Here is a 7,516-nt window from a genome sequence, read left to right as displayed (position 1 = left end):
CCCGCCGCATCGTCCAGCTTGGACAGCAGGCGATCGGCATAGACGCGCGCCTCGTCCTCGGTCTCGCGCACGATGACGTGAGCGCGGTAGCCGAACTTGAGCGTGCGGCCGTACTTCGCCGCGCGTGCGGTCATGTCCGCGATCGTCTCGCGCACCTTGTCCATCGTGTCGGGCCACATCAGGTAGACGTCGCAGCCCTTGGCCGCCGCCTCGCGCGCGTCTTCGGACAGGCCGCCGAAGTAGAGCGGCGGGCACTTGCCCGAGACGGTGGTGATGCGCGCCGGGGGCAGGTCGAGGTTGTAGAACTCGCCCTCGTACTTCAGGTGCTCGCCGTTCAGCATGATCTTGAGGATCTGCATCACTTCCAGCGTGCGCTGGTAGCGGGCGCGGCTGTCCAGCTTCTCGCCCGGCAGGTCGGACGAGATGATGTTCACCGTCAGCCGCCCGCCCAGGATGCGGTCGAGCGTGGCGATGCGGCGCGCCAGCTGCGGCGGCCAGTCCTCGCCCATGCGCACGGCCCAGAGCAGGCGGATCTTCTCCACCAGCGGGGCGATGGCGCCCGCGAACATGGTGGTGTCGATGCCCAGCGCATAGCCGGAGGGGAGCAGGATGTTGTCGAACCCGCCCTTTTCGGCCTGCAGCACGATGTTGCGGCAATGCTCCCAGCTGGAGGCCAGCGCCGGATCGGGCTGGCCAAGGAACTCGTAGTCATCGTCGCACAGCGCCGAAAACCAGCTTACCTCACAGGTCTTTTCAGTAGTGCTCACGGCAGGGGCTCTCCTTTCGATGCGACCAGTACCGCGTACCAGCTGGCGCGGGTCCAGCGGACCTTGAGTGCGTCAGCGCTTTCCGCGATCCGGTCGGCTTTTTGTGATCCGACGATGGGGATGACGCGCGCCGGGTGCGCCATGATCCAGCTGTAGGCGGCCGCCGTGCGCGACACGCCGAACTCTTCCGCCGCCTGATCGAGCAGCGCCGCGACTTCCTTGGTGCGCGCGTCCTCGGGGTTGGCGATGCGGCCACCGCCCAGCGGCGACCAGGCCAGCACGGCCATGTCCATGGCGATCGCCTGATCCAGCTCGCCGTTCTCGATCGTGTCGAGGCGCAGGGCCGAGATTTCCGGCTGGGTGGAGACGATCGGCAGGCTCACGAACTGCTGCAGCGTGGCGATCTGGCTGGTGGTGAAGTTGGAAACGCCGAAGCTGCGGATCTTGCCCGCCTTATGTGCCGCTTCGACGGCCTTTGCGATTTCCGAAGGGTGCGTGAGGATGTCGGGGCGATGGATCTGCCACAGCTCGACGCTGTCGGTGCCGAGGCGCTTGAGCGAGGCGTCGATGGCGCTGGTCAGATATGCGGCGCTCGAATCGTAAGGCAGGGGGGGCATGATGCCGCCCTTGGTGGCGATCACCAGCTTGTCGCGCAGGCCCGGTTCGCTGGCGAGCGCCTTGCCCAGCAGCGCTTCCGCATCGCCGAAGCCGCCCTTGCCGTCGAAGCCGTAGATGTCGGCGGTGTCGATGAAGTCGATCCCGGCATCCAGCGCCGCATGGCGCAGGCGCACGGCATCGGCGGCCTCGCCTTCCATGCGCCAGTTGCCCCAGGCGAGGGCGGAGACTTCGATGCCGCTCTTGCCGAGCTGGCGGCGGGCGGCCGGGGAGGGGAGGTAGGTCATGGGTGTTCCTGTCAGGAGAGAAGATCGGGATTGATGCGGGCGACCGAGGCACGCTCGATCAGGTCGTGGGGAAGGCGCCGGTGCGTGGCCTGCGCGCCCTCGAGAAGAAGCTGCGTGGCGGCATGCGCCAGTTCGCGGGTGGGCTGGCGGATCGTGGTCAGCTGCGGCCAGACCATCCGCGCGACCATGGTGTCGTCGAAGCCGACCACCGAGAGGTCGTCGGGCACGTTCAGCCCCATGTCGTGTGCCACCGAGAGCACGCCTGCTGCCATGTCGTCGTTGCTGGCGAAGATCGCGGTAGGGCGGCGCTTGCCCTTGAGGAACCGCTGTGCCGCGGCCACGCCGCTGTCGAAATCGAACTCGCCCGGAGCGATCAGCGCGGGCTCGAACGGCAGCCCCGCGCGGTCTAGCGCGCGGCGGTAGCCGAACAGGCGCTCCTCCGAGGCCATGTGGTTGGAGTGCCCCTTCACGAAGCCGATGTGGCGATGGCCGCGCGCGATGAGGTAGCTGGTCATGTCGTCCGCCGCCTGGGCGTCGTCCATGAAGACCGAGGAGGTCATCGCATGGTTGGTGCCCGGCGAGATGCGCACGAAGGGGATGTCCATGCCCTCCAGCGCCTTCAGCACCGGCACGCAGTCGGTGACGGGAGAGGAGAGGACGATGCCGTCCACATGCGTCTCGGTGACGAGACCGCGCACCTGTTCGCCGACCAGCGGGTCGGCCACGTCCACCGGCTGCGCGAGGAGGCGCGAGCCGTTCTGCTGGCAGGCTTCCCAGCAGCCCATCTGGATCTGGTTCATGTAGTAGGGGCTGTGGTTGTCGTAGATCAGCGCGATCTGGCCCGACTTGGTGCCCGCCAGAATGCGCGCGGCGACGCTCGGCCGGAAGCCGAGTTCCTGCATCGCCTTCTCGACGCGCTCCTTGGTGTCGGTGCTGACGTAGCGGTGCCCGTTCAGCACGCGGCTGACCGTCTTGATCGATACGCCCGCCAGCGCCGAGACGTCCTTGATGTTGGACCGTTCGCTCATGTGCTCTCCCCCAGGCCCCACCGTTCGTCATTGCGAGGCCGCAGGCCGAAGCAATCCAGGGCGTTTTTCGCGGCCCTGGATTGCTTCGCTGCGCTCGCAATGACGAGAAGGGGGAGCATTTTCGTCATGCCTTCAACGACGCGAAGAGAGGCGCGAACTTGCTGCTGGGCAAGTAGAAAACGGGCGGCTGGCTATAGGGCGCGGCTACGGTATGCGTGCCGGGGGCGAAGTCCTCGCCGGTCCAGAGGTGACGCCACGGTGTGTCGCCGGGCAGGATGACCTCGCGCTGCGTCGCCTCGGCCTCGACGATCGGCGCCACCAGCATGTCGGCGCCGTAGAGGTACTGGTCCTGCACGCTGAACAGCGCGTCCTCGAAGTAGTGCAGGAACAGCGGCCGCTGCACGGGCAGACCGGTCGCCACGGCCTCATCGCTGAGGTGGCGGACATAAGGCGCCAGCGCCTTGTGGACGCGCGACATCGCGGCGAACTGACCGAGGAGTTCCGGGCTGGAATCGATCTGCAGGTTGTCGTCCGGGCGGTTGCCTTCGTGGCTGCGCATCACCGGCGAGAACGCGCCCAGTTCGCACCACCGCATCATCAGGTCCGCCGTGCGCACGTTGCCGTGCAGGCTGGTGTAGCCGCCGACATCGCTGTGCGAATAGGCATTACCGACCAGACCCGCCGAAAGCGCGGCCGTCAGCACGGTGTTGATCCCGTCGTGCCGGGTGAAGTCAACCGACTGGTCGCCCGCCCACAGCAGAGGACAATGCGCCTGCACGCCCGAGAACCCGGCGCGCATGAAGAACACCGCCTCGCCGGTCTTGCCGCGAGAAGCCACGGCGCGCGCGTTCGCTTCGGCCCAGAGGACGGGCCAGCGGTTGTGCATCAGCATCGGGTCGCTGCTGTCGTGGAGGCGCAGATCGACCGGCAGGTACTCGCCGAAGTCCGCCATCCAGCCCGAAAGGCCGAAGTCCAGCATCTCGCGCCCGATCACGCGGTCGGCGAACCAGTCGAGCGCGGCGGGGTTGGTGAAGTCCACCACGCCGCAGTCGAACTCGCCGAAATCGACGAGATAGACCGCGTCCGAGTCCTGCCGCAGCGCGAGATAGCCCAGCGCCTCGGCCTCGGCGTACTGCTTGCCGTCATTGGCGAGGTAGGGGTTCACGTACCCGAGGAAGCGCACGCCTTTCTCCGCCAGCGCGGCGATGCGGGCGGGCAGTTCGGGATAGCGCGCCTCGTTCCACGACCAGTCCCAGAACAGGCGGCGGCCGAAGCTGGTCTGGCGGATGCCGATCCAGTCCTCGCACCACAGGCCGGAGACTTCGGCGCCCGCGTCCATGATCTTCTCGAGACGCGCGAAGCTGACGTCGCCTTCCTTGAGGCCGACGATGGCGCCGCCGATCGCCCAGTCGGGCAGGGCGGGCTGGCGGCCGAAGCGGCTGGAAAGCGCGCCGACCAGCGCAGGCAGGTCGTCGGCAGCGAAGAATTCGAGGGTGAACGCGCCTTCCCAGACCTCGATCCGGTGGCGGCCGGCATCGGTGAAATCGAGCACCGAATAGGCGCTGCTGCCCAGATGACAGGCCCACAGGCTGGAGGTCAGGAACGTCGGCTGCGGATAATTGGTCCACCAGTAATCGCCGCCGGCCATGCCGTTCTGGTCCATCTTACGGGTCAGCTCGGTGGACTTGTCGCGGCCCACGCCGGGTTCGCTGGTCCAGATCGGGAAGCGGCGGCCCGAGAGGTCGAGGTAGCTCATCTGCTCCCCGCCGCCCCAGACATGCTCGCCCGGCAGCGCGGCCAGATCGACCCAGACGCGGTCGTACGCGGGATCGAGCACCGCGATGTCTAGCGAATCGCCCTTCACCGAAACGCGCAGCATCGGCGCGGCCCCGGCACTGGCCGAAAGGACGATGTCGGCGCCGTCCAGCGCGGCGAAGCCCAGCTCCACACGGCCGGTCGGCGCATCGCTGATGGCGAAGTTGCCGCGCACCATCTCCACCTCGGCCGCGCCGCGCGCCACCGCGAAAGCGGGGCTGTCCGCTGATCCACGCAGTACCTCACGGCCAGCCAACAGGCAGGCGAATCCGTCTTCCCGAACGTCGAAAGTCAGCGACACGTTTCCAGTCCCATGAGCCATGTTGTTGTTATTCTGCAGCACGCTCGTCGCCGTCGTGCTGTCCCGATATGACAACGCTTGACAGAAATGTTCGACCCAATCAAGAGGGGTGCAACCGACAGGACGACCTGAGGCTCAAACACTCAGGCTCCGCATAAGCAGGAGGGGAAAACATATGATTTCGCACGCCACCATCACGCTTGCGCGCACTGCGCTGGCGCTTTCGGCGTCGGCCGTCGCGCTTGTCGCCGCGACTCCGGCCAACGCGCAGGTCGACGAGATTATCGTTACCGCGCAGAAGGTTCGTCAGAACGTCCAGGACGTGCCGATCGCCATCAGCGCGGTCACCGGAGAGGCCATGGCCCGCGCCGGCGCCAAGAGCCTGGAAGACATCACCTCGATCGTCCCCTCGGTCACCTTCCGCAAGGGCACGACCAACGCCAACAGCGCGATCGTGATGCGCGGCGTCGGCACGATCAGCTTCTCGGTCGCGGCCGAACCCAGCGTGTCCACCGTTGTCGACGGCATCGTGCTGAGCCGGTCGGGCCAGTCGTTCCTCGACCTCGTCGACTTCGACCGCCTCGAAGTGCTGCGCGGACCGCAGGGCACGCTGTTCGGCAAGAACGCCTCGGCGGGTCTGGTCAACATCGTGTCGAAGGGCGGCACCAGGGACTTCGAGGCCGAGGCCAACGTCTCGGGCACCACCGACGACGAATACCGCGCCAAGATGACCATTTCCGGCCCGATCTCGGAGAACCTGACCGGCCGCCTCACCGGCTTCTACGGAAACTTCGACGGCAACATCAAGAACACCTACTACGACAAGACCGTCAACGGCTACGAGCACTACGGCGCGCGCGGCCTGATCGACTATGACGGCGAGGGCGGCCGTTTCCGCCTGATCGCGGACTACTTCAAGGCCAACGACGATTGCTGCGCCGAAGTGACCGGCGTGTCGCGCGGCACCGTGATCGACAACGAACTGGGCATCGTTCCGCAGGGCGAAGACACCCGCGAGGTCAACCAGAACCTCATCACCCGCTCGCTCGACCGCCAGTACAGCCTGACGATGAGCGCGGACATCGATACCTTCGCCGATCACACGCTCTCGATCGTCACCGGCTATCGCAACTGGAAGAACACCGAAATCCGCGACGGCGACTTCCTGCCGCGCGCGATCGTCGGCACCCCGCAGCTGCACGACCGCGGCACCGTGGAGACCGACCAGGTCTCCGCCGAAGTCCGCCTCGCCTCGCCGCAGAACCAGGCGCTGACGTATCAGGTCGGCGGTTTCCTGTGGTATTCCAAGAACACGCAGGACTTCACCCGCAGCGACGTGACCTGCACCACTTCGACCTCGCCGATCGATGCGGCGACGGGCGCGCGGCCGTGCAACCTGGCCGACACCGTCAACACGCACTATGTCTCGGCGACCTCGCGCAGCGACGTCTCGTTCCGCAACTGGGCGCTGTTCGGTCAGGCGACTTACGCCTTCCTGCCGGAACTGCGCCTGACGCTGGGCGGCCGCTACACGCATGACAGCGTGAGCTTCACCCACGTGCGCGGCGCCGCGATCGATGCGGCCACCGGCCTGCCGATGGCGGCTTCGGGCCTGCTGCCTTATGGCGCGGGCGGCACTATCGCCAGCGGCGGCAACGGCACCGATACTTCGCGTGGGAACACCAGCGCCAACAACTTCTCCGGCAAGGCGGTGCTGCAGTACGACGTCATGGACGACGTGATGGTCTACGGCAGCTACACGCGTGGCTACAAGGGACCGGCGTTCAACGTCTTCTTCAACCACACCGCGCCCAACAACGCCGAACCGATCGATCCCGAGAAGTCGAACAGCTTCGAAGTCGGCTTCAAGAGCCAGTGGTTCGACCGCATCGTGCAGCTGAATGCGGCCGCGTTCCTGGTCGACTACAAGGGCTTCCAGGCGAACAACTTCGTGCTCATCAACGGCGCGACGACCACCAGCCTGACCAACGCCGGTTCGGTGCGCTCGAAGGGCTTCGAGGCCGACCTCACCGTCGCCCCGACCGAGGGCCTGACCTTCCGTGCCAATGCGGCCTATGCCGATGCCAAGGTGCGCAAGTTCAACCCCAACCCGCTGACCAACGCGCCCGACGCGCGTGACGGCACCCGCCTGCCGCTCGCGCCCAAGTTCAGCTACACCATCGGCGCGGACTACGACGTCCCCGTCGGCCCGGTGAAGCTGTACCTGTCGAGCGACTGGCACCATGTCTCGAAGCAGTTCTCGGACCTTGGCGAGAGCGGCGAGATCGACCCCTACGGCATCTGGAACGCCAGCATCGGCGTGTCGGACGCCGAGGACAAGTATCGCCTGACCTTCATGGTCCGCAACATCCTCGACGACAGCTACGTGCTGCTCAACACCACGAACGGCCAGCGCCTGATGATCCCGCGCGACGCGGATCGCTATGCGGGCCTGAACTTGCGGGCGAAGTTCAACTGAGGACGGGCGCAAACGTCCTTCGCTGAATGCTCGCACAAAGAACCCCCGGCGGATCTCCTCCCCGCCGGGGGTTTTTTATTCCTCCCCCCTCCCCGTGCCGGGGAGGGTGCGCGCGCGTCGTCCCTCCAACCCCGTCATCCCAGCGAAGGCTGGGACCGCTGGCCTGTTACGGCCAACTATCGTCAGGACGCTCTGCCGAGGGCTCGGCTTTGCGCGGCCAGCGG

General features: G+C 66.6%; 5 protein-coding genes. 1 reads left to right on the top strand and 4 read right to left on the bottom strand.

Annotated features, from left to right (window positions below; translation table 11 throughout):
• The 4 genes from LH128_RS26540 to LH128_RS26525 all read right to left on the bottom strand — a co-directional run.
• The coding region (locus LH128_RS26540) for an LLM class flavin-dependent oxidoreductase (protein WP_008832780.1) at positions 1–767 on the bottom strand (767 nt) is incomplete at its 3' end.
• Positions 764–1,669, bottom strand: coding sequence for an aldo/keto reductase (locus tag LH128_RS26535; RefSeq protein ID WP_008832779.1), 906 nt, complete (start codon positions 1,667–1,669; stop codon positions 764–766). The genes LH128_RS26540 and LH128_RS26535, both read right to left, overlap by 4 nt.
• Before the next feature lie 11 nt (positions 1,670–1,680).
• Positions 1,681–2,697, bottom strand: coding sequence for a LacI family DNA-binding transcriptional regulator (locus LH128_RS26530; RefSeq protein ID WP_008832778.1), 1,017 nt, complete (start codon positions 2,695–2,697; stop codon positions 1,681–1,683).
• A 124-nt stretch (positions 2,698–2,821) separates the two neighbouring features.
• Positions 2,822–4,834: an alpha-glucosidase gene (locus LH128_RS26525; RefSeq protein WP_202196500.1), complete on the bottom strand. Its 2,013-nt coding sequence runs from the start codon at positions 4,832–4,834 to the stop codon at positions 2,822–2,824.
• A gap of 154 nt (positions 4,835–4,988) precedes the next feature.
• Between LH128_RS26525 and LH128_RS26520 the strand changes: the two genes are divergently transcribed.
• The gene (locus LH128_RS26520; protein WP_008832776.1) at positions 4,989–7,292 is read left to right on the top strand and encodes a TonB-dependent receptor; all 2,304 of its coding nucleotides are present in this window, start codon (positions 4,989–4,991) and stop codon (positions 7,290–7,292) included.
• Positions 7,293–7,516 lie beyond the last annotated feature (224 nt).

The sequence above is a fragment of the Sphingomonas sp. LH128 genome, from assembly GCF_000293195.2.
In the GTDB taxonomy this organism is placed as follows: Bacteria; Pseudomonadota; Alphaproteobacteria; order Sphingomonadales; family Sphingomonadaceae; genus Novosphingobium; species Novosphingobium resinovorum_A.
Note: the sequence above shows the minus strand (reverse complement) of the source record. Positions and strands in the feature narration are given on the sequence as shown.

Excerpts from the sequence above, each read along its gene's own strand:
- LH128_RS26535 (WP_008832779.1), bottom strand. The coding sequence starts at position 1,669 with ATGACCTACCTCCCCTCCCCGGCCGCCCGCCGCCAGCTCGGCAAGAGC.
- LH128_RS26530 (WP_008832778.1), bottom strand. The coding sequence starts at position 2,697 with ATGAGCGAACGGTCCAACATCAAGGACGTCTCGGCGCTGGCGGGCGTA.
- LH128_RS26525 (WP_202196500.1), bottom strand. The coding sequence starts at position 4,834 with ATGGCTCATGGGACTGGAAACGTGTCGCTGACTTTCGACGTTCGGGAA.
- LH128_RS26520 (WP_008832776.1), top strand. The coding sequence starts at position 4,989 with ATGATTTCGCACGCCACCATCACGCTTGCGCGCACTGCGCTGGCGCTT.